This is a genomic window from Nocardia sp. XZ_19_385, from assembly GCF_015355755.1.
In the GTDB taxonomy this organism is placed as follows: Bacteria; Actinomycetota; Actinomycetes; order Mycobacteriales; family Mycobacteriaceae; genus Nocardia.
In genome coordinates, this window is sequence record NZ_JACVEE010000001.1 from 1996783 (window position 1) to 2016414 (window position 19632).

Sequence of the window (19632 nt, forward strand, 5' to 3'; positions counted from 1 at the left end):
ATGACTGCCCCGCAACGCATCAGCCAACTTGCCAGCCAGCAGTTGCCGCCTTCACGCCCAAGTGAGCTAGCGCCCTGTTAACTCTGGGGCCGGGGCGCGGCCCAGATCACGCCGAAGATGTTCGGCGGTGGCCGAGTTCGCGGCGTCGAGCAACTCGGCGGGAGTGCCCTGGAAAACGATGTCGCCGCCGTGGCGGCCACCGCCGGGGCCGAGGTCGACGACATGGTCGGCATGTTCGATGACGTCCAGATCGTGCTCGATGACCAGCACGGTGTTGCCGGCGTCGACCAGCCGGTCGAGCAGATCGAGCAGGGTGCGGATGTCGGACATGTGCAGGCCGGTGGTGGGTTCGTCGAGGATGTAGATGCCGCCGGTCTTTCCGAGTTCGCCTGCCAGCTTCAGCCTTTGGCGTTCGCCGCCGGACAAGGTCGACAGCGGCTGACCCAAGGTGAGGTAGCCGAGGCCGACCTCGATCAAGGAGCCGATTTTGCGGCGGACGGCATTGTCGGTGCAGAACTCGGCGGCCTCCTCCGCGGTCAGGGCGAGAACCTCCACAATGTTCTTGTCGCGCAGGGTGTATGCGAGGACGTCGGGGTCGTAGCGGGTGCCCGCGCACCGTTCACAGGTCGATGTCACCGGGTCCATGAACGCCATGTCGGTGGTCACCTCCCCGCGGCCACCGCAGGTTCGGCAGGCTCCCTTGCTGTTGAAGCTGAACAGGCCCGGGTCGGCGGAGTTGGCTTCGGCGAACGCTTTTCGGATGCCATCCATGATGCCGAGGTGGCTCGCCGGGGTGGAGCGCGAGGAGGACCCGAGCCCGCGCTGGTCGACCAGGAGGGCGTCGGGGTGCTGGGCGGTGAACACCTCGGAGACCAGCGTGGACTTTCCCGATCCGGCGACGCCGGTGAACACGGTGAGGACGCCGGCGGGGATGTCGAGCGTGAGGTCCCGCAAGTTGTGCAGGTTCGCGTTGCGGATGCGCAGTCGGCCTGTGGGCGTGCGCAATTCGTCCTTCAGCCGACTGCGCCGCCGCAGCGCTGTTCCGGTTCGAGTGTGGCTCTTCCGCAACCCGGAAACGCTTCCCTGATAGACGATTTCGCCACCGTGCACACCAGCGGCCGGACCCAGATCGATGACGTGGTCGGCGATCGCGATGACGTCACGGTCGTGTTCGACGACCAGCACGGTGTTGCCCTTGTCCCGCAGTTGCCGCAGCAGCTTGTTCATCCGCCCCACGTCGCGCGGATGCAGCCCGACGCTGGGTTCGTCGAAGACGTAGGTCATTCCGGTCAGGGCGGAGCCGAGGAAGCGGACCATCTTCAGTCGCTGCGCTTCGCCGCCGGACAGCGTCGGCGTCTCCCGGCCCAGATTCAAGTAGCCCAAACCGATGTCGTCCAGCCGCCGCAATCCAGCGATCGCCTGCACCGCCAGCGGGGTGCCCAGCGGATGGTCGATCTTTTCGAGCACCTCGATGAGTTCGGTGACCTCCAGGGCCGCGTAGTCGGCGATCGAGTAGCCGTCGATCCGGGTGCGCAGTGCCGCCTGATTGAGCCGCTGCCCGCGGCATTCCGGGCATACACCTTGAGTCACGAACTGCTCCACCGCTTTTCGGGTGCGCGCCGCCAGCGTCGACAGATCCCGGTTCAGATAGAGGCGAGTGAACTTCGGGACCACGCCCTCGTACACGACACCGCTGCCGCCCAGCCGGACCTTCACCTCGCGGCCCGGCCCGTCGACGAGATCGCGCCATTCGGTCTTGGTGTACTCGCGCAGCGGCTTGTCCGGGTCGAACAGATCGGCCTTGGCGAACATCTGCCACTGCACGGTCCCGACGTTGAACAGCGGGAACCGCAGCGCGCCGGCATTGAGTGAGCGGCTCTTGTCGAACATCGCGTCGAGGTCGACGGTGGTGGCGCGACCCAGTCCGGCACACCCCGGGCACGCGCCTTCGGGCGTGTTGAACGAGTAGGCAGTCGCCATGCCCGCGGGCGGAGAACCCGCGCGGGAGAACAGGACTCGGACGATCGAGTAGATGTCGGTGACGGTGCCCACGGTGGAGCGGGCGTTGCCGCCGATCGGTTTCTGATCGACCACCACCGTCGTCGTCAGATCGTCGATGCGGTCCGCATCCGGTTTCTCGTAGCGCGGCAACCGGTTTCGCACGAACGTCGGGTAGGTCTCGTTGAGCTGGCGCTGCGACTCCACCGCGATGGTCGAGAAGACCAGCGAGGATTTCCCGGAGCCGGAGACGCCGGTGAACACCGTGATCGCGTTCTTCGGGATCCGTACCGAGATGTTGCGCAGGTTGTGTTCGCGCGCGCCTTCGATCTCGATCCAGTCGCGGGTGGCCATGCTGCTCCTTCCGGAAGCTCTACGAGTGGTTCCCCGAGGCTAATCGGGCAGTAGGTCACCCAGCGTCCTATTGGCCTGCGAGAATGAGTTCATGCGTGATCCCTCCGGCCGACTGCTGCGGCTGCTGTCGCTGCTTCAGTCACCCCGCGAATGGACCGGCGCCGAGCTGGCCGAACGGCTCGGCGTGAGCCCGCGCACCATCCGGCGCGACGTCGACCGGCTGCGCGAACTCGGCTATCCGGTCGACGCGACCCAGGGCAATATCGGCGGCTACCGGCTCGCGGCGGGCAAGGCCATGCCGCCGCTGGTGCTCGACGACGAGGAAGCCGTCGCCATCGCCATCGGCCTGCGCACCGGGGCGACCGCCGCCATCACCGGCATCGAGGATGCCTCGCTGCGGGCTCTGGCCAAGTTGGAGCAGGTGCTGCCCAGCCGGCTGCGTGCCCGGCTCACGGCGCTGTCGCAGGCCGAGGTCGTCCTGTCCCCCGGCGCGGGTCCCACCGCCGACCCCGAGGCGCTGACCGCCCTCGCCGCGGCCTGTGTGGCCAACGAGAAGGTGCGCTTCACCTACACCAAAGCCGAGGGCGGCCCGGCCAAACGCCTCGTCGAACCGCACACCGTGGTCGCGGCCGGAAGGCGTTGGTATCTCATCGCTTTCGACAACGACCGGAACGACTGGCGCACCTTCCGCCTGGACCGCATCGCCGAAGTCCACCGCACCGGCCTGCGCGTCCCCGCCCGCACCCTCCCCGGCGCTGTCGATCCCGCTACCTGGCTCACCGGATCCCTCATCGCCGCAACGGGTTCCGTGCGCGCGCAGGTCCTGCTGCACGCACCCATCGAAGAGGTCGCGGCGCAGGTCCCCGGCCGCAACGGCATCCTGGAGCCCGTCGATGCCCGCACCTGCCGCCTTACCACCTACCCGGACAGCCCGCAGTATCTGGCCCGCGCCATCGCCCTGCTCCCGGTCGACTACACCGTCCTCGACCCACCCGAAGTGCGGGCCGAACTCCGCGCCCTCACCGACCGTGCGAGCCGAGCCCTCACCTCCGGCCGACGCCGCTCGTGATGATCGCCACTCCGTGGTTCTGTCCGGACATTTAGCGTCCTATTAGGCCCATAACGTGGCCGCATGACTGAAATCAAGACCGGGGAGGCACCCCGGACCCCGCTCGATCCGCGCCGATGGGCGGCACTGATCGTGGTGCTGATCGCGGCGTTCATGGACGCCGTCGACGTGACCGTCGTGCACATCGCCCTGCCTGATATCCAGGCCGACACCGGCGCCTCGCTGTCGCAGGTGCAATGGATCACCGGTGGCTACGCCCTGACCTTCGCCCTCGGCTTGATCACCGGCGGCCGGCTCGGTGACTTCTTCGGGCGCAAGCGCGTATTCCTCACCGGCGTAGCCGGTTTCACGATCGCCTCACTGATCTGCGGTATCGCGGCGAGCCCCGATCTACTGCTGGCCGGGCGGCTGGCCCAGGGCGCGATGGCGGCGCTGATGGTGCCGCAGGTGCTGTCGATCATTCACGTCACCTTCCCGGAATCCGAGCGCGGCAAGGTGTTCGGCATCTACGGCGCGGTCATGGCGCTGGGTACGCTGGCCGGTCCGGTCGTCGGCGCGCTGCTGGTCGAATGGAATCTGTTCGACCTGGCGTGGCGGCCGATCTTCCTGGTGAACCTGCCACTCGGCATCGCGGGCCTGATCGCCGGCTGGCTGCTGATCGGTGAATCCAAAGCGGAGAAGGCTCAACGGCTGGACATCGCAGGCGTCGGCATCGTCACCCTCGGTCTGCTGATGCTGGTCCTTCCACTCACCCAGGGCCGCGAATTGGGCTGGCCCGCTTGGACTTACCTCTCGATGGCCGGATCGCTGCCGGTGCTGGGCGGTTTCGTCGCATGGGAACGCCACCTCACCCGGCAAGGCGGTTCCCCGCTGGTCGTACTTTCCCTTTTCACCCGCCGCAGCTTCGCGGGCGGCCAGGGCGTGCAACTGCTGTTCGGTCTCGCCTCGGGCGTCTTCTTCCTCGCCTGGACGCTGTATCTGCAACTGGGCCTGGGCTTCTCACCGTTGAAGGCGGGTCTGTCCGGCATGCCGATGTCGGTGGCGATGATGCTCGGCGCCAGCCTGTCCATGCAGGTACTGGTGCCCCGCTTCGGCCGCGCCGTACTGCAAACCGGCGCCCTGCTGGCCGCTGGGGGCATGGTCCTGTTCGGCTTCTTCGCGACCACCCAGGGCACCGGCATCAGCCTGTGGCAGACCATGCTTCCGCTGATTCCGATGGGCATCGGCATGGGCCTGATCATCGCCCCGCTCACCGACCTGATCCTGTCCGAGGTCCCGCACGAACACGCCGGTTCCGCCTCGGGCCTGACCAGCACCACCATTCAACTCGGCCAAGCGATCGGCGTAGCGCTGTCCTCCGTGATCTTCTTCGGCCACCTCGGACCCGGCGACCCGGCCACCCAATCCCACGCCATGCCAGCCGCTTTCAGCGGCTCCCTGTGGTACGTCGCGGCCATCTTCACCGCTATGTGTGCTCTGCTGTTCACCCTGCCGGGCAAGGCTCCGGCACAGGCCGACGCCACGGCAGCGAATGCACCCGCTCCAGCTTCGCTCGGATAGTTGCTCAGATGTCGGCGTCGCCCTCCGGCTGTGGGATGGGCGGGGTGGCTACCCAGCCGGCAACGAGAGCGAGGCCGCTGGGGCGGTGGATGGCGAGGAAGCCGAAGGGGCGGTCGAAGGTGGCTTCGATCAGCCGGATGGTGTGAGTGTTCGGGGGTGGCATGCCGACGGCGAGTATGTCGAAGGCGGTGACGGCGGCGGCTTTGAAGCCCTTGGCGGAGAACTGGGCCAGGGCGTCCTGCTTGCCCTGGCTGATGTAGAGCGGGACCGGGCTGATGGCGGGGAAATTGTCGAGTTCGGTGCTGGCCGCGGACAAGCCGAAGAGGGTGCGGTGCGCGAGGAGATCGTGGGTCGATCGGATATCGAAGGGCCGCAAGAGGATTCCAAGCCGGTCGATCGGTGTGGTGCTCCTTTCCTCGCTGACTGTCAAGCCGGGGGCTTCGATGCCGAGTGGGAGGTCGGTTCGGATCGGGATCTCGCCGTTCATCGCGCCGAGCCCGGTCGCCAGGACAGCGCCCGGTTCGGCGTCGCCGAGTAACAGATGCACGTCCAGGTCGTTGTCGCCTGCCACGATAACGCGGGTGACCTGCACGTCGCCGTCCAGGATCGCGGCGGCTTGCGCGTCCGGGGAGTACTGCGACAAGGCGACGCCGCTGTGTCCCGCCCACGGCCCGGTGCGGGGGACGAGGGTGGATGGTTGAAACGGTGTGCGCCAGGTGGTTTCGGCGAACAGGGCGGTGGCCAGGACCAGGACGGAGTCCGGGGTGACTTGCAGCGGGAACTTTTCGATCATGCCGTGGGTGTGCTTGTTCGCCCAGGCGTCCAACGCTCCCTGCCCGGCGAGGCGCTCCACCACTCCGGCAGGCAGGCTCTGCACCCACGCCGGATTCAGCGGCAGCTCAGCTTTGGCCCATACGCCGAGTGCGGCGGATGCGGATGCCGAATCATCCAGAATCGCAAGGAGTTCCAGCGCTGCTTCGCGTGCCGCGGCGGCCGGGATCCCGATCGCCTGTTCCAGCTCCGCGCGGGCAGGGCCATCTGCAGCGTCGGCGAGGACTGCGAGTAGTGGCCACAGGCCGACCCCGGAGAGGACGAAGTCGCCCGCGGGGGTGGCCTGGCACCATTTGGCGGTAAGTCGGTTGGAGGCGAGGACATTCGGAGTGGTTCCGGTAGGCACCGGGCCCACGATAGTTGCTCTGACCGTTTGGCCCCGGTCCTGCCGGGGAGCTAGCTGTCGTTCTTGTTTCGTGCCGCACGCGCTCGGCGTTTGCCTTCGTGCATGGCCTGGACGCGGGCGATGGGGATGGTGTGGCCCTCTTCGAGGAGATCGGCGGGAAGGGTTTGGGGAGCGGGCATTTCGTCGGCCCAGGGGTCACGGGCACCGAGCAGGCCGGGGGCGGTGCGGACGGTGAAGTCGGCCGGGGTGATGTTGTCGAGGTCGGACCAGGAGAGCGGGAAGGAGACGGGGGTTCCCGGGCGGATGCGGGGGCTGTAGGCGGCGACGACGGTCGCTCCGCCGGCGCGAGTGGAGTCGAGGAAGACCTTGCCCTTGCGGTCTTCCACGATGAAGGCGGTGGTGGCCAGGGACGGGTCCAGGCGTTCGGCGCGGGCGGCGATGGCTCGGGTGGCGGCGGCGACATCGTCGATGGGGAGGCCCTCGACGAGGGGGACGAAGATGTGCAGGCCCTTGGCGCCACTGGTTTTCACGGCGCCGGCCAAGCCGTCGTCGGTCAGCGCCTGCTGAATGAGTTTCGCGGCGAGCACCGCCTGCCCGAACGGCTGCCCCTCGGGTGGATCGATGTCGAGGATCAGATGCGTAGGGCCCTTGGCATGGTCGGCCAGGAGCAGTGTGGGGTGGTATTCGATGGCGCGCTGGTTGCCGAACCACAGCAGGGTGCGGACATCCTCGCAGAGCGCGTAGGTGACTTCGCGGTGCGAACTCTCGGCCCACACCCGCACCCGCGGCACCCACTCCGGGGTGTACTTCGGCAGGTTCTTCTGCATGAAAGGTTCCTGGCCGGGGCGGATTCGGATGACCGACAAGGGGCGATCACGCAGCTGACGCACCAGCCGATCGCCGGCGAACTCGAGGTAATCGATCAGGTCGCGTTTGGTCGCCTCGGCGCCGTCGAACAGCGGCTTGTCGAGATTGGTCAGCTTGACGCCGTTGCGTTCCTCGTCACCCATCGGCCTGCCTTCCCTGGTTTTGCGGGGCACACCGAGGGTACGGCGGCGGTATGACAACCTCGCATGAAACCGGTCAGGTCACCGGCACGATCGACAAGGACTACAACCTCATCTGGTTCACCGAGCAGTGCCTGAGCAACACGCTGCGCATGGAGCAGTACTGCCGCGATGCCGAACGGCAGGGCGACAGCCAGCTGGCGGAATTCTTCCGCAAGGCCCAGGGCGAGAGCCGCAAGGGCGCCGAACAGGGCAAGGCCCTGCTGGCTCAGCGTTTGAGCGGCGGGAACGGCGGGCGCAACTGACACGCGCGCCACTCCGCAAATAGCAAACTATTAGCTAATCTTCCGTCTGTGGTGACCACGGACGGGATCGACAAAGCACAACGGAACCCGAGCCGAGACCGCAGCACAGGCGCGTACCGCAAAGCCTGCTGTGGCTCGGCTCCATCGGTTTGGCGCTGCTGTTCGTCGCCGGCACGTTCTACGCCTGGAACGGCGCCCGCAACCGGGAAGACTCGATGGCGCAGGTCAGCGGCCTGGTCACCGACCAAGCATCGGTCGACCAAGTGCTCGCGGCGACGGTCCCGCCCGACGCCGGCTCGATTCCGAGGATCCGGACCGGTGTACTCATCCACAGCGTGGAATTCGCCAACTCACACAACGTGAAGATCAACGGCAAGATCTGGCAACGCTACGGCGCCGATCTCCCCGCGGACGTCACCCGCGGCGTGATGCTGCTCGAAGCCGACGACGCGACCCCGCTGGAACCGTTCATCGAGTACGAGAGCCACGGCGACGAAGTCAAGGTGTGGTCGTTCTCGACCACCATGCACCAGAAGTTCGACTACGGCGACTATCCGCTGGACCGCCAGGACATCTGGCTGCGAATGGCCTCCCCCGATCCCTACCACCCGGTTCAGCTGGTGCCCGACTTCGTCGCGTATCCGCCCTGGGATCCCGTCCGGCTGCAGGGCCTCGATCCCGGTATGGTGCTGGCCGATTGGAAACCCGACTACACCGTTTTCAGCCTGCAGCACAAGGACTTCGGACTGGTCCGCGCCACCGGGCTGCAGAAGACCGACGAGCTCTACTTCAACATCGGAGTCAGCCGCGGTCTACTCGGCCCGCTGCTGGGCCGCATCGTCCCGGTGCTGCTGCTGGCGGTGCTGATGTTCCTGTCCCTGTTCGTCATCACCACCGACCCGGACCGCCGCTCGATCTCCGGCTTCACCGCCTTCGCGATCATCGGCTTCGCGGTGAGCACCGTGCTGGTCGTCGCGGTCAACGACAACGCGACGCGCGCCGAGATCTCGGCTACCGGCATCGCCTACATCGAGTGGTGGTTCTTCGCTCTGTATTCGATGACGCTGATCGTCGCCCTGAACGCGACCCTGCTCATTACCGGCAAACTGGCGCCCCTGGTCACCTGGCGGGAGAATCTCTTACCGAAATTGGTGTTCTGGCCCTTGTTCACCGGCGTGATGTACGCCGCCACGGTCGGCTACCTCGGCTGGTGATCGAGGGTGGGGTCAAGTGCCCCAACAACTTACGCCCCGACAAGTATGGGCACGTCAGAGCGTAATTCGGCGGTGCCTCCGTCCGATGTCCCGTGCAGAGGTTGTCGGGAGCGGAGTGTGCTGTGCGTCGTCTGGAAATTCTGGTGCTGTCGGTCGTCATGGCAGCGGCGGTGTTGTGGGGTGTGCCGAGTGTGGCCGAAGCGCAACCGGAGGGGTTGAAGCACTGCACGGTGAGCAGCGGCCGCACTTTGGAGACGGCGAAACCTGAAGAGGTGGGCCTGGATTCGGCCGCGATGGCCGAGGCTATGCGGATCGCGAACGATCCTTCACGGCGCACCGTGCATGTGTTCCGCAACAACTGCCTGATCGCTACCGGAGCGCGCAACGCCGAAAACGGCGGGGTGGCGTGGAATATGTGGAGCAGCACCAAGAGTGTGGTTTCGCTGGTCGCGGGGATCGCCGTCGATGAGCAGCGGCTGAAGATCGACGACCCGATCGGGGTCTACCTGCCACCGGGGCTCGGGGACGAAGCGCACCGCGCGATCAAGGTCCGGCACCTGTTGGACGAATCTTCGGGGATGCGGGTTGCCGTTGCCTCCGAGGGGATTACGGGTCTGGCGCAGCTGGATCCGAACGTGGTGGCGCAGGCGCTGGCGCTGCCGATCGATCATGAACCGGGCACGATTTGGCAGTACAGTCAGCGCGCGGTCGACCTGCTGGTCTATGTCGTGCAACAGGCGGTGGGCGAGGACTTCCAGGCCTACGCGCAGCGAAAGCTGTTCACGCCGTTGGGTATTGCGGCCAATGACTACCACTGGGCGCGAGACCGCAGTGGAAACACCTACGGGTACGCGCATCTGGTGCTGCCACCCGCCGACTTCGTGAAGCTGGGACTGCTGATCGGCAACCAGGGCGCATACGGCGACACCCAGGTCGTGTCGGCGGAGTACATCCGGCTGGCCAGCGAACCCTCCCCTGCCAAGCCATGTTTCGGGTTCCTGCTGGTCGTCAACGGCCCCGGCTGCGCGATCTCCTTCCCCGGACTGCCCTCGGATGCGGTGGAGATGGCGGGCATGATGCGCCAGGACAACTTCATCGTCCCCAGCCTCGGCCTGATGGTCAGCTGGACCGGAGTAACCGTCCCCGGCGACTCGGTGAGCTTCCCGCACGATGTGCTGCGCGCCGTCATCGCGGCCTTCCGCGAACCCACCCTGCCCGACCCGGGCCCCTACACCCCACTCCCCGACGTCAGCGTCACCGACCCGATGATCTCCAACCCCGACGCCCTCTTCGGCGCCCTCGGCATCGGCCCCGCCGCCTACCCCGGCTGCAACCTCGCCACCTGCCTGGGCAAACCCCTCGCCGCCCCCTTCGGCGACTGGCCCCCGGGCTGCTACATCCTGGGCTGCGTGGGCACCCACCCCGCAACCCCGGGCATCCGCTAACCACCGAGATCAACAGGACCTGGTGGCGGCATCAGCCGAGTAGAACCCGCCACCAGGTCCTGTTGATCTTGAAAACTGCTCTCTACGAACGGATTTCAATCCGGAACGCTCGCTGTTCCGAATGTTGGTGTGTAAGCATCGTCGTTCGAATGAGGTAGCCCATGGACGTACAGCAGTCCGAAGTCTCGGTCAGATCCCTCCGCCGGCGCGCCGCCATCCTCGCGGTCTGCGCATTACCCCTGGCAGTCGCCGTATTCGGGGCGGGCACCGCCGCCGCCGAAGATCCACCGCCCGGTCCGGAGGTCGTTGAATCCGCGCCTGCGGCACCGGATCCGCTCGCGTTCCTGCAGACCCTCATCCCGGTGCCCGCACCGGCACCGGTGGTCGAGGCTATCCCCGCCGTCATCGACGAACCTCCGGCACCGATCGACACCGATCGGATCCGTATCGGCGATACCGAGGTCGACCGGCCGGAGTGGCTGCCCGTCGAGACCGCGGCTCAGATCAACGACGCTGCCGGCGGCGCCGAAACGGCGCTGTCCAGCGCGTTGCAGTTGGCCGGGCTGGAACCGTGGCGGGCCGGTCGAGTCGCCGATGACGTCCTCGGATCCGCCGCGGTCGGCGCGGCTGTCGGCACCGTCGTCGCCGGACCCGTCGCCTCCACCGGTGCGCTGATCGGCGTCGTCGCGGGTCTCGTGGCCGGCTTGCCGTTCGCACCCATCGGGCTGGTCATCGTCCCCGTCATCGGCGCGATCCTGGGGTACGCGATGGTCGCTGCCCCGTTCGCAGCGGTCGGCGCGGTCGTCGGTGCCGCCGCGGGCGCCGTCGAGGGCATGACCGCCGCCCCGCCCGCCTGAGGCGAACACGAGTTCGGTCCCGGCGCCCCGAATTGACCCCACCGGTCGATCACCGGGCTCCGGGACCGAATCATGCGCGGTGCCGATCGTGCGCGATCTACCATCGAGAGCAGGCTCGCCGAACGCGCAGGAGGCAGCCATGACGGCACCGAGACACCGGATCGCTCTCGCGGCGACAACCCTCGCCGTGGCCCTGACGGCGGCTTGCGGCAAATCGGAACCGGCCGAGCCGCCACCGCTCCCGGCGCCCGCCCCGGTGAACACGATGACGATCACCATCGACCAACGCACCTACAGCGTCGTGCCGCCGATCCTGCCGGGCGCGGTCGTTACCGTCGTCAACCACGACCCGGTCAAGCACAGCATCACCAGTCGGCGCACCGGCTACTTCGACTACGAGGTCCTCCCGCGGCAGACCGTCACTTTCACCGCCCCTGCCGAGCCGGGCGTGCACCCGTTCTACTGCAAGTACCACGCCCGCATGGAAACCGCGCTCACCGTCCGCCGGTAGCAGCCCTCACCCGCCGAAGAGCAGGTAGAGGCCGGTGAAGGTGAACCCGACCATGACCAGCATCAGCGCGAGTTGCCCGGTGGCGCGGTGTGCGCGCGGCAGGAGCTGGAGGCAGCGGTCGTGGGCGGCGGTCACGCCGAGGATGTGGCCGGTGAGGACGGCCAGGACTTTCAGGGTGGCGAGTACGGCCGGGTGGGCCGAGAGGAAGTAGTCGACCTGGTGGTCGGCGAGGCCCGCGAGGTTCCAGCCGCGGTCGAAAGGGTCGGCGAGTAAGAACAGGGTGGCTTGGCCTTTTTCGAGGAGGAAGGTCAGGTAGTGGGCGACGAGGTAGCCCGCGATGATCGGGGTGATGCTGTGGGCGAGCAGGCGTGGGAGGGGATCGCGGTCCGGACGGCTGAGGCCGGGGGCCGCCCGGGCGGCCCGGATGAACAGAATGCCGACGATCGCGATGACGGTGAGCAAGCCGAGAGTGCGGGTGGCGGTTTCGGTGAGAACGTCTCCGCCGCTTCGGGAGTCGAGGAAATTCTGCCAGGCGGGCAGGGCGGAGAGGCTGTCGAAAGCGGTGGAGCCGAGCAGGGTCGCGGCCAGGACCACGGCACCGGGCAGCACCGGGCTCGCGGCGAGATTGTTCAGTGGGGCGCGCAGGACCGGTTCGCCGGAGTTGTTGCGGCCGAACAGGCTCAGGCGGGAGAGCAGGGTGCTGTAGACCTCGAACGGGTCGGCGCGCTCGGCCCACACCGTGCCGAATAGGGCCAGCCCCGTCGCGGTGATCAGGACGTAGCCGAGCAACCAGAAGCCGATCACCATGACCGAACCCGGTTCGGGTGCGGCGAGTTCCAGCCAGACGAAGGCGAACAGGCCGACGACCGCCGGCCGGTATCCCCAGGATTCGGGGTAGTCGAGCACGCCCTGCTGTGGGTCGCGGCGCAGCAGCAGGCAGGCGAATCGGTGCAATGCGCGCAGCGGTGAAATGAGCTTCCAGACCGGGCCGAACAGCAGCGAGGCCGTCATGACGCCGACCCACAGGTAGATGTAGAAGACGCCCGGTATCGGGTTACGTTGCGGGTCAGGCGAACCCAGCACCAACACCAGTCCGAGGAAGATCGCGATCGCCACACTCGGCACCGCGATCACGGTCCGGAGGATCCGCGAATCGATGATCGCGGGCAACCGCCGCCCCGGCGCCTCCGGATCCAGCCGGGGTTCCCGCCAGGCCACCAGCAGGATCGCGAAGGAGAACGTCAACGCCCAGGCGGCGCCGATCAGCGCGTAGGACAACGGGATCGGCAGATCGTCGGCGCCGCCGAGGCCGTGCGCCAGCACCGTCACGGGCGAACCTGCAGGGTGGTCACGGTCTTGCCGGCGTCGTGGAGTTCCACCTCCACCTGGCCGGGGATGGCAACGGTGAACCGGAACTCCTGGCCCGCACGGGGTTCGACGGTGAAGGTGTGCGGCGGGTCGGCGTGCACATGCAGTTCATCGGGCGCGTCGCTGTCGACCTTCAGCACGATCGGCTGTCCCACTTGGGCTTCGGTTCGGCTGTTCGTGGGGGTCACTGCGCCGGAGGCGATTCGGATGGCGACAAACGTCTCTGCCGGTGCGGCCGCTGACGGACTGCCGGTCGTCGGCGGCGGCGATTCGGACGTCGTCGAGCAGGCGGACGCGATCGCCGCCACGGCGACCAGCCCGAGTGCGCACTGCGCTTTCATCACTCGTCATCCTTGGTCGTGTGCCCGGCGTCGGACTCCCGCCGCTCCGCCCGCCGATCACGCATGGCGATGTAGACGACCACCCCGACGATCGCGAACGCGGGCGCGAACGCCGGGATGGCCAGCAAGGCCGAGTGATCCGCCAGAACATCTACTCCCGGTTCGTATCTCATTGGCGAACCAGGTCCACCGGTTCCGGATGCGCGGTCCGGCGGTAGGCGAGATTGATGCGCGCCGCGCCCCAGGACAGCGCCCAGATCAGGAGCAGCGAACAGACCAGGACGAGCAGCGATGCCGCGGGCATCAGCCACCCCGGACTGTCGAAGGTCCGTTCCCGTTGCAGCACAGTGACTTCGCTGACGAACGGCCGGGTGAACTGGTTGTCCGCGGCGACCTCGGTGGCCCCGATACCCGGATCGTTCGGCATGAACACCGGCAGCGCGGTCAGCATGCGGCCGTCGTGCAAGCGCAGCACGGTCTTCCAGGTGCCGTACACCGGAATCGGTTTCGTACTCACGTACTGCCCGGGTCCGACACGGCGCAGGTGATCGACCACCAAACCCCGTCCGGGGCTTTCGGTTCCGTCGCCGATCCAACGACCGAGCACCTGGCCGGTGCCGCCCTGCCAGGCCAGCAACTGCACCCACTCGGGGTCGGCGCTGACCAGATCCGTCGGCGCGAGGGTGATCTCCGCGTTCACCATCCGGCCGCCGTTCACCGGTTCGGCATCCTGCAATCGGACTGTCGCGGTGGCATTTTCGGGAATGTCGTGGCGCAGCCCGTTGGCCGTGGCGATGGCCGTGACCAGCACGGCGCCGATCACCAGCGCGCGCCGGATCGAGGGCCGCGGCAACTGCTCACCGCGCAGCACCATGCCGAGCAGCGCACCCAGCGCACCGCCCGCGATACCCACCGGCACCGCCATGGCCAGTAGTTCCGGCCACATCGAGGCCGGCCACGGATCGACGAACATCCGATCCACCCACAGTGATTCGAGCCAGAGACCGGCGGTGGCGGCGACCAGTCCGGTGATCGCGCCCCACCACACCGGTTTACGGATCAGCGGCAGCAAGGCCAGCAGCTCCACCACCACCGCGATGCCCAGGTACAGCGGGAACACGTTGTACGGCGCGCCGAGCCCGGGCCCGACGAGCACCGCGATGACCCCGCGCACCAGGAACGCGAACACCACCAGGATCAGCGTGGAGCCGCGCCCCAGCGTGTAGCGCGCCGACACCAGCGCGACGGTGGCGGCGGCCACGATCAGCATGGGCTGCAGCACCAGCCGGAATTGCGGGACACCGAAGTCGAATTCGACCTGGAAGACCGACAGCCCGATCACCAGGCCGCCGAAGGCGAAGCTGCGGGCGATCCACATGAAGGGGCCGTCGGTGCGGTCCGGGTCCGGCTTGTCCAGTCGCCCTTCCAGTTCCAGCAGCAGCACGCCGATCAGCGACAGGCCCGCGCCGCCGATGAGCATCAAATGGGTGGGGCCCCAGAGGGTTACGTCCTGACCGAAGAGCCGGTGCCAGATGTCGTCGAGCGGAAACCCGATCAGCGCGTACAACCCGGCGCCCGCCATCAGCACGCCGCCGATCGGGGCGTGCCAATTGCGCGTGATCCGGATCGCGGCCGGGCCCGGCTTCTCGTCCAGCGGCAGGATGATCGCCAGCATGCCCGCGATGAACAGGAAGAACAGGCCCACCATGATGAAGTAGTGCGCCGGGTTCGCCAGCGGGCCTTCGTCGCGGCCCTGCCCGATGTGCAGGCTGACATCCCAGATGAACCCGAGCATCGCGGTGAGGATCGTGGTGATGAACACCCCGATCGGCAGCGCCACCCAGCCCGGCCGGTTCCCGAGCTGCCCCAGCCGGTCCGCCGCGTTCCCCAGCCAGGTGATCCGCCGCGTTCGATGCAGATAGGCCACCCACATCAGCCCCGCGGCGATCAATGTCGCCGCCCCGGTCAATATCACCACTTGATCCAGCGCGGCGCCGCCACCCTCCGGTCCGCGCGCGAGTACAGGCCTCATCTTGAACCGCTCTTTCTGTAACCCGGAGTCTCTCGTAAGGGCGTATGCCCCCGATCCGAGTCGATATGCAGCGCAATCCAGACGTGGCCGAAATGGTCAGAACAGCTGGTCGAAACGGGCCGCGAGCTCCAGATATCGCTCGGCCCAGCCACTGGAGATCGACAGGTCCTGTAGCGGGCCGGTAGGCGCGAACAGCACCACCAGCGTGTGCGGCCTGGCCCCCTGCTCCAGCAGAGTCATCTCCTGAGGTTACGAGCAGACTATGACAGTCTGCGAGATATGAAGCGGCACATCGAGTTCGATCGTCTGCACAACTTCCGCGACCTCGGCGGCTACCGATCCGCCGACGGCCGCACCGTCGCCTGGGGCCTGCTCTACCGCTCCGATTCCCTCGGCAAGCTGCGTGACAACGATTGGGACCGTTTCCTCGAACTCGGCGTCGACACCGTCATCGACTTGCGCTACCCCTGGGAAATCGACGCCAGGGGCCGCATCCCCCAGCCCGAACGCTTCCGCTACGCCAACTGCAGCATCGAACACCGCCCCTACGACCAGGCCGACATCGACCCCGACATCGACCCGTGGCGCTACCTGGCCGACCGCTTCGCCGAGGTAGCCACCGACGGCGTCGCCGAAATCCGCGAAACCCTCGAGCTGATCGCCACCGCCGCGGGCCCCGCCGTCTTCCACTGCGCCTCCGGCAAGGACCGCACCGGCCTCATCGCAGCCCTGCTCCTCTCCATCCTCGAAATCTCCGAAGACCAGATCCTCGCCGACTTCGCCCTGACCGAACGCGCCACCGCCCACTTCATCACCGAGTGGGAGGCCGCCAACCCCGATCGCGTCCTGCGCTGGCCCAGCTACGGCCGCGCCCCCGCCGAGGTGATGCGCCTGGTCCTTCACGACCTGACCACCACCTACGGCTCGGCGCGCGACTACCTGACGGGCACCGCCGGGCTCGGCGAGGACGTGATCGACCAACTGAAAAGCCGCCTCTTGGTTCCCGATCCACATCGGTGAAACCGGGATTACCCCAGTGCCCTCAGATAGCGGCGACGAAAGAACCGCTGGGCTACCAGCAGGAGCGGAAAGACCTGCCGCCAGAATCCGCTGGACGCTGGCCGGGTGAGGGACCGGAGCGTGAAGAAGACCGTGCCGTCGACATTTCGGTGGACGATGAATGCTTCCTCACCGGAAACCGGGTGCCCCGGCTGCGTCCCGTAAGCGAAGCCGCAGCGAGAGTCGGTATCGACAACCGCCACCACCCGCACCGGTTCCTGGACAGCGAAAGGACCCCAGCCGGCCGTGATCCGGTATCGCGCACCAGCGCTGACCCGCTCGTCCGCACCGTCGCACGGGGTGACGCGAAAACCGCTCCGGCGCTTGATCCCCCAGCGCAAGACCGCCTCGGCGGCACTGACCCAATCGGATTCGCCGTGCCCGATCACCACAGTTCGCTCGAAGCGGCGAAAGCCGGGGCAATCCACGGACCAGTCCTCACCGGCAGGACGGGTCTGTCCTGGCGGACCATAGGTGAGGTCGTGCACGGGATTACTCCGCCACCAATCTGGGAGGTGCGGCTTGTTTCCAGGAGTCCAGGACGATGGCCGACAGCTCGTCACGGTCCTCGAGTGCTGCCAGTCGGACTCGGACCCAGGCGTTGTTCGCCTCGTGGGTGGCGATCCAGAATTTGCCCGGCTCGGCGAGGACGAGTTCGTCGCGTTCCAGGATCGGGCAGCGTACAGCCATCGAGGTCTCCGCTTCCGGCAAGGTCAGGAACAGTTTGCGCGCTACCTTGAAGATCGGCATTCCCCAGGCGAAATCTTCGGTCGTCTCCGGTAGCGACAGTGCGACCGCACGAACATCTTCCCCAGTGGTACTCACACCCGTATCTTTCCAACAGCTCTACTGTCGTCGCATGGCGACTCCTGACTTCATCCGCAAGCTCCGGGCGACCGCGGGACAGCAGCTGCTCTGGATGCCCGGGGTGGCGGCGGTCGTCTTCGATGACGAAGGCCGGGTGCTGCTGGGCCGGCGCGCGGACTCCGGGCGGTGGGCGGTGATCGCGGGTATCCCGGAGCCCGGCGAGCAGCCCGCCGCCTGCGCGGTGCGAGAAGTGTTCGAGGAGACCGCGATTCGCTGCGTTCCGGTCCGTATCGCGCATGTGCGGGCGCTGCCGCCGCACACCTACCCCAACGGCGATATTTGCCAGTTCATGGACATCTCCTTCGTCTGCCGCGCCGTCGGCGGCACCGCCCGCGTCAACGACGACGAATCGCTGGAAGTCGCCTGGTTCGCGCTCGACGCACTCCCCGATATGTCACCGCACGAGCAACTCCGCATCGAGCACGCCGTCACCGCGGGCCCCACCTGGTTCGAACCGGCCCCGCACGCCGGGTCAACGCATGGTTCGATGGATTCCATGACGGACGACATCGATGTGCCACAGGTAGTCATCGCCAGCCGGGAGATCGCCGCGCCGGCCACGGCGATCTTCGAGCTGATCGCGGATCCGGCGCAGCAGCCGCGCTGGGACGGCAACGACAATCTGTCCGAAGCGCCTGCGGGGCAACGCGTGCGCGAAGCGGGCGCGGTCTTCGCCATGACCACCACCAAGGGGCATGTGCGCGAGAACCGGGTGGTCGAATTCGAGGAGGGCCGCCGAATCGCTTGGCTGCCTGCCGAACCCGGCAACGAGCCGCCCGGGCATTTGTGGCGGTGGGAGCTGGAACCGTTGGACGAGAAGCGGACCCTGGTGACCCACACTTACGACTGGACCAAGCTGACCGACGCCAAGCGGCTGCCCCGGGCCCGGGCCACCACCCCGGACAAATTGCAGGCTTCGGTGGATCGTCTCGCGGAGCTCGCCGAAAAGTCCTGAGGCACTACCGATTGTGAACGCGATCGGCGGGTAATCGCCCCAGCAGACCGATGGCGATCCAAGGCGGTGCCCCGTGCAAACCATATCCACCGATATTCCGGCTCGTTTGGATCGGCTGCCCTGGTCGCGCTGGCACTGGACCATTGTGATCGGGCTGGGATCGGTCTGGATCCTGGACGGACTCGAAGTCACCGTCGTCGGCAGTGTGGCGGGCCGATTGTCCGAGCCCGGCAGTGGCTTGGCCATTACCGCCGCACAGGTTTCCGGCCTGGCGGCGGCACTGTATGTGGCGGGCGCCGCCGCGGGCGCGTTGTTCTTCGGCTGGCTGACCGACAGATTCGGGCGCAAGAAACTGTTCCTGATCACGCTCGCGGTGTATCTGTTCGCGACCGCGATGACGGCGCTGTCGTTCAACATGTGGTGGTTCGTGTTCTTCCGCTTCCTGACCGGCTTCGGTATCGGCGGCGAGTACGCGGCGATCAATTCCGCTATCGACGAACTGATTCCGCGTAAATACCGCGGGCGCATCGACATCGTCATCAACGGCACTTTCTGGCTGGGCGCTACCGCGGGCGCGCTGCTGTCGATCGTGGTGCTGAACACCGATCTGTTCCCGGCCGACATCGGCTGGCGGCTGTCGTTCGCGCTCGGCGCGGTCTTCGGCCTGATCATTCTATTTGTGCGCCGGACCGTGCCGGAGAGTCCGCGCTGGCAGTTCATCCACGGCCGCGAGGACGCTGCCGAACGCACGGTCACCGACATCGAGGATCAGGTCCGCGCCGGCACCGGCAAGGAGCTCGAGGATGTCTCCGATCAGCGGCTGGAAATCACCCAGCGCCGCGCCACCGGATTCGGGGAGATCGCCTCGGTGCTGCTGCGGTTGTATCCGAAACGAGCGGTCCTCGGGTTCTCGTTGTTCGTCGGTCAGGCGTTCCTGTACAACGCCATCATCTTCAATTACGCGCTGATCCTGACGAAATCGTTCGACATCGAGAACGCGAAGGTCGGCTACTACTTCGCGGTGATCTGTTTCGGCAATTTCCTCGGTCCGCTGCTGCTGGGCAAGCTGTTCGACACGATCGGCCGCAAACCGATGATCGCGGGCTGCTATATCGGGTCGTCGATCCTCTTGTTCGGCACCGCATGGCTTTTCAACGGCGGGCATCTGAGCGCCGTGACACTCACCGCCTGCTGGACGGCGGTGCTTTTCGTCGCCTCCTGTGGCGCAAGCGCCGCGTATCTCACGGTGAGCGAAATCTTCCCGATGGAAACCCGCGCAATGGCGATCGCGTTCTTCTACGCCATCGGCACCGCGGCGGGTGGCATCGCGGGCCCGCTCGTCTTCTCCAAGCTCGCCGAGGATGGCGATCCGGGGCGCATCGCTTTGGCTTTCGCTATCGGCGCTACGGCGATGCTGCTGGCGGGGCTGGTGGAAGTGGTCTTCGGCGTGAAGGCCGAGCAGCGGTCGCTCGAGGATCTGGCGCGACCGCTCAGCGCTTCCAAAGAGGCGTAG

At 67.0% G+C, this 19632-nt stretch carries 20 protein-coding genes and 1 pseudogene; 11 read left to right on the forward strand and 10 right to left on the reverse strand.

Annotated elements, in window-relative coordinates; translation table 11 throughout:
* Window positions 1-66: 66 nt before the first annotated feature.
* The gene (locus IBX22_RS09430) at window positions 67-2352 is read right to left on the reverse strand and encodes an excinuclease ABC subunit UvrA (RefSeq protein ID WP_194814917.1); all 2286 of its coding nucleotides are present in this window, start codon (window positions 2350-2352) and stop codon (window positions 67-69) included.
* Between the two features lie 91 nt (window positions 2353-2443).
* Here IBX22_RS09430 and IBX22_RS09435 point away from each other — a divergent pair, with 91 nt between their 5' ends.
* Together IBX22_RS09435 and IBX22_RS09440 are read left to right on the forward strand one after the other, a co-directional pair.
* Window positions 2444-3421, forward strand: a complete 978-nt coding sequence (locus IBX22_RS09435; RefSeq protein ID WP_194814918.1) for a YafY family protein — start codon at window positions 2444-2446, stop codon at window positions 3419-3421.
* A 63-nt stretch (window positions 3422-3484) separates the two neighbouring features.
* Complete coding sequence (locus IBX22_RS09440) at window positions 3485-4981, forward strand: MFS transporter (protein WP_194814919.1); 1497 nt, start codon at window positions 3485-3487, stop codon at window positions 4979-4981.
* Between the two features lie 4 nt (window positions 4982-4985).
* Here IBX22_RS09440 and IBX22_RS09445 read toward each other — a convergent pair whose 3' ends face one another.
* Both IBX22_RS09445 and IBX22_RS09450 read right to left on the reverse strand, forming a co-directional pair.
* Window positions 4986-6158: a serpin family protein gene (locus IBX22_RS09445; RefSeq protein WP_194814920.1), complete on the reverse strand. Its 1173-nt coding sequence runs from the start codon at window positions 6156-6158 to the stop codon at window positions 4986-4988.
* Between the two features lie 50 nt (window positions 6159-6208).
* Window positions 6209-7168: a DNA polymerase domain-containing protein gene (locus IBX22_RS09450; protein WP_194814921.1), complete on the reverse strand. Its 960-nt coding sequence runs from the start codon at window positions 7166-7168 to the stop codon at window positions 6209-6211.
* Window positions 7169-7218: 50 nt separating this feature from the next.
* Between IBX22_RS09450 and IBX22_RS09455 the strand changes: the two genes are divergently transcribed.
* The 5 genes from IBX22_RS09455 to IBX22_RS09475 all read left to right on the forward strand — a co-directional run bounded on the left by IBX22_RS09455 (window position 7219) and on the right by IBX22_RS09475 (window position 11497).
* Complete coding sequence (locus IBX22_RS09455; protein WP_194814922.1) at window positions 7219-7470, forward strand: hypothetical protein; 252 nt, start codon at window positions 7219-7221, stop codon at window positions 7468-7470.
* A gap of 149 nt (window positions 7471-7619) precedes the next feature.
* Window positions 7620-8684 (forward strand): hypothetical protein, encoded by a 1065-nt coding sequence (locus IBX22_RS09460; protein WP_194814923.1) that lies wholly within the window; start codon window positions 7620-7622, stop codon window positions 8682-8684.
* A 122-nt stretch (window positions 8685-8806) separates the two neighbouring features.
* Complete coding sequence (locus tag IBX22_RS09465; protein WP_309234505.1) at window positions 8807-10129, forward strand: serine hydrolase domain-containing protein; 1323 nt, start codon at window positions 8807-8809, stop codon at window positions 10127-10129.
* A 161-nt stretch (window positions 10130-10290) separates the two neighbouring features.
* Window positions 10291-10986: a hypothetical protein gene (locus tag IBX22_RS09470; protein WP_194814924.1), complete on the forward strand. Its 696-nt coding sequence runs from the start codon at window positions 10291-10293 to the stop codon at window positions 10984-10986.
* A 139-nt stretch (window positions 10987-11125) separates the two neighbouring features.
* The gene (locus IBX22_RS09475) at window positions 11126-11497 is read left to right on the forward strand and encodes a hypothetical protein (protein WP_194814925.1); all 372 of its coding nucleotides are present in this window, start codon (window positions 11126-11128) and stop codon (window positions 11495-11497) included.
* Between the two features lie 6 nt (window positions 11498-11503).
* Here the strand turns inward: IBX22_RS09475 and IBX22_RS09480 are convergent, their stop codons facing one another.
* The 5 genes from IBX22_RS09480 to IBX22_RS09500 form a co-directional block, all read right to left on the reverse strand.
* Window positions 11504-12826: a hypothetical protein gene (locus IBX22_RS09480; RefSeq protein ID WP_194814926.1), complete on the reverse strand. Its 1323-nt coding sequence runs from the start codon at window positions 12824-12826 to the stop codon at window positions 11504-11506.
* Complete coding sequence (locus IBX22_RS09485) at window positions 12823-13206, reverse strand: hypothetical protein (RefSeq protein ID WP_194815708.1); 384 nt, start codon at window positions 13204-13206, stop codon at window positions 12823-12825. Before IBX22_RS09485 ends, IBX22_RS09480 begins: the two co-directional genes overlap by 4 nt.
* Window positions 13206-13379, reverse strand: a complete 174-nt coding sequence (locus tag IBX22_RS09490) for a hypothetical protein (protein WP_194814927.1) — start codon at window positions 13377-13379, stop codon at window positions 13206-13208. The genes IBX22_RS09485 and IBX22_RS09490 overlap by 1 nt, the downstream gene beginning before the upstream one ends.
* Window positions 13376-15238 (reverse strand): hypothetical protein, encoded by a 1863-nt coding sequence (locus IBX22_RS09495; protein WP_194814928.1) that lies wholly within the window; start codon window positions 15236-15238, stop codon window positions 13376-13378. Before IBX22_RS09495 ends, IBX22_RS09490 begins: the two co-directional genes overlap by 4 nt.
* A gap of 96 nt (window positions 15239-15334) precedes the next feature.
* Complete coding sequence (locus IBX22_RS09500) at window positions 15335-15478, reverse strand: hypothetical protein (RefSeq protein WP_194814929.1); 144 nt, start codon at window positions 15476-15478, stop codon at window positions 15335-15337.
* A 39-nt stretch (window positions 15479-15517) separates the two neighbouring features.
* Here IBX22_RS09500 and IBX22_RS09505 point away from each other — a divergent pair, with 39 nt between their 5' ends.
* A complete protein-coding gene (locus IBX22_RS09505) occupies window positions 15518-16258 on the forward strand; it encodes a tyrosine-protein phosphatase (protein WP_194814930.1) in 741 nt (246 codons plus the stop codon).
* Window positions 16259-16266: 8 nt separating this feature from the next.
* On the opposite strand, the gene IBX22_RS09510 is transcribed toward IBX22_RS09505, so the two are convergent.
* On the reverse strand, window positions 16267-16785 hold the full coding sequence (locus tag IBX22_RS09510; protein WP_194814931.1) for a DUF1990 domain-containing protein: 519 nt from the start codon (window positions 16783-16785) through the stop codon (window positions 16267-16269).
* Between the two features lie 4 nt (window positions 16786-16789).
* A complete protein-coding gene (locus IBX22_RS09515; RefSeq protein WP_194814932.1) occupies window positions 16790-17122 on the reverse strand; it encodes an MmcQ/YjbR family DNA-binding protein in 333 nt (110 codons plus the stop codon).
* Between the two features lie 94 nt (window positions 17123-17216).
* On the opposite strand from IBX22_RS09515, the pseudogene IBX22_RS09520 reads away from it, so the two are divergent.
* The 3 genes and pseudogenes from IBX22_RS09520 to IBX22_RS09530 all read left to right on the forward strand — a co-directional run.
* Window positions 17217-17543: pseudogene (locus tag IBX22_RS09520) on the forward strand (NUDIX domain-containing protein); the annotation flags it as partial.
* 117 nt (window positions 17544-17660) lie between these two features.
* On the forward strand, window positions 17661-18119 hold the full coding sequence (locus IBX22_RS09525) for an SRPBCC family protein (protein ID WP_194815709.1): 459 nt from the start codon (window positions 17661-17663) through the stop codon (window positions 18117-18119).
* A 73-nt stretch (window positions 18120-18192) separates the two neighbouring features.
* Window positions 18193-19632: an MFS transporter gene (locus IBX22_RS09530; RefSeq protein ID WP_194814933.1), complete on the forward strand. Its 1440-nt coding sequence runs from the start codon at window positions 18193-18195 to the stop codon at window positions 19630-19632.